Genomic DNA, 1,510 nt, shown 5'->3' on the forward strand with positions numbered 1-1,510 from the left:
GTATGGTTAGCTAAGCCCACAATTCGCTTCTCCAACAGAGCCTTGGCGATCGGATTCTCTACTGGCTTTCGCGTTACTTCATTGACAATTACACAGACTGTAGAAAGGGGGAGTCCCTGAGCCTCATCAGCCTTCCAGCCTGTCAGTTGCTCAGCGATAGGATTGAAATATCGCACATTACCTTGAGCATTGGTAGTAATAACTGCATCACCAATCGATTGGAGCGTCACTTGAGCTAGTTCTTTTTCGGCAAAGAGGGACTCTTCGAGACGTTGGCGTTCTTCGATTTCTCTCAAGAGACGTAAATTCTGCTCTTGGAGGCTTTGTTGCAACCGTCGGATGGTTAGGTGAGTTTCGACACGAGCTAATACTTCTTCGACTTGAAACGGCTTAGCAATATAATCTACCCCACCAACAGCCAGCCCCTGAACCTTATTGAAAGTTTCATTGAGAGCACTCAAAAAAATTATCGGAATGCCTGCGGTTTTCTCGTCAGATTTTAATTGTTTACAAACTTCATAGCCATCAATATCGGGCAATTTAATGTCGAGTAAAATTAGTTCCGTCCATGGCGATTGGGCCGCTCGGAGCGCCATTGCGCCTGTTGGGGCACAGCGAACTTTATAACCATGTGCGCTCAAAGTAAGGCCCAGAAGACGCAGGTTATCAGGCCGATCGTCAACAATTAAAATATTGCCTCGGTAGTTGGTGGCTGGATCGCTAACCCTATCCCTAGTTCTATCGACAATCCTACTGATTTCCATACTTTTCTGGTAGAGGACTATAACCCTATGAACAAGAGTATACTTGAATTATTAGGTTATCCACTCACTTTATGTAGAAAGAAGTCATGCGATCGCAGGGTTCTAGGACTGGCACCGTGGCACAGCCACTACAAAATCTGACTTGTTCAGGTAGGGATAATCCGCCCGTAGTTGCCCTTCTTCGTTTGGCGTAACATGGCAGAGAACCTTTTTTTCCCAGCAGCCGATTTATGAACAACCACATTTCTTACAGGGCAAATCTACTCGTCATTGCCATCGGATGTCTCGTGCTGCTGAGTTGACAATTTGACATCTCCCTAATCAAAAGGGGTTTTCCCGGTAGGACTTCGACCAGGAAGCGGACCATAGCAGAACTCAATCGCTAAGCAGGGTAAACGCATATTGTCAATAACGAGGGGTTTTAGCATAATAACTCGGCTTTATTGTTGTTTATTGAGAACGGTTTTTTCACCTGTAGCGCTTTTGTCTCTACTCAAACGCTATATATGGGAATTTAGAAATTAGATGCGTTTACCGTGAATCGTTAAGCACTTCAGCACTCATGAATAATGCAGGTTAGGTATGATTACACAATTTTTTGAGACAGGAGGATTCATTCCTCACGGTCACTGCTATCTCTGGCAAACAAACTTAGTAGGATTACATATTTTATCCGATGGTTTAATTGCTTTAGCTTACTACTCCATCCCCATCATGCTAATCTACTTTGTGCGACAGCGCCAAGA

General features: G+C 44.3%; 1 protein-coding gene and 1 pseudogene. One reads left to right on the plus strand and one right to left on the minus strand.

Annotated elements, in window-relative coordinates:
* On the minus strand, nucleotides 1-764 hold a 764-nt coding region (locus tag ACUVJL_RS28460), incomplete at its 3' end, for a response regulator (RefSeq protein WP_445248917.1).
* 582 nt (nucleotides 765-1,346) lie between these two features.
* On the opposite strand from ACUVJL_RS28460, the pseudogene ACUVJL_RS28465 reads away from it, so the two are divergent.
* Nucleotides 1,347-1,510 (plus strand): annotated as a pseudogene (locus ACUVJL_RS28465) (sensor histidine kinase); the annotation flags it as partial.

Source organism: Microcoleus sp. OTE_8_concoct_300 (assembly GCF_031383065.1).
GTDB lineage: Bacteria > Cyanobacteriota > Cyanobacteriia > Cyanobacteriales > Microcoleaceae > Microcoleus.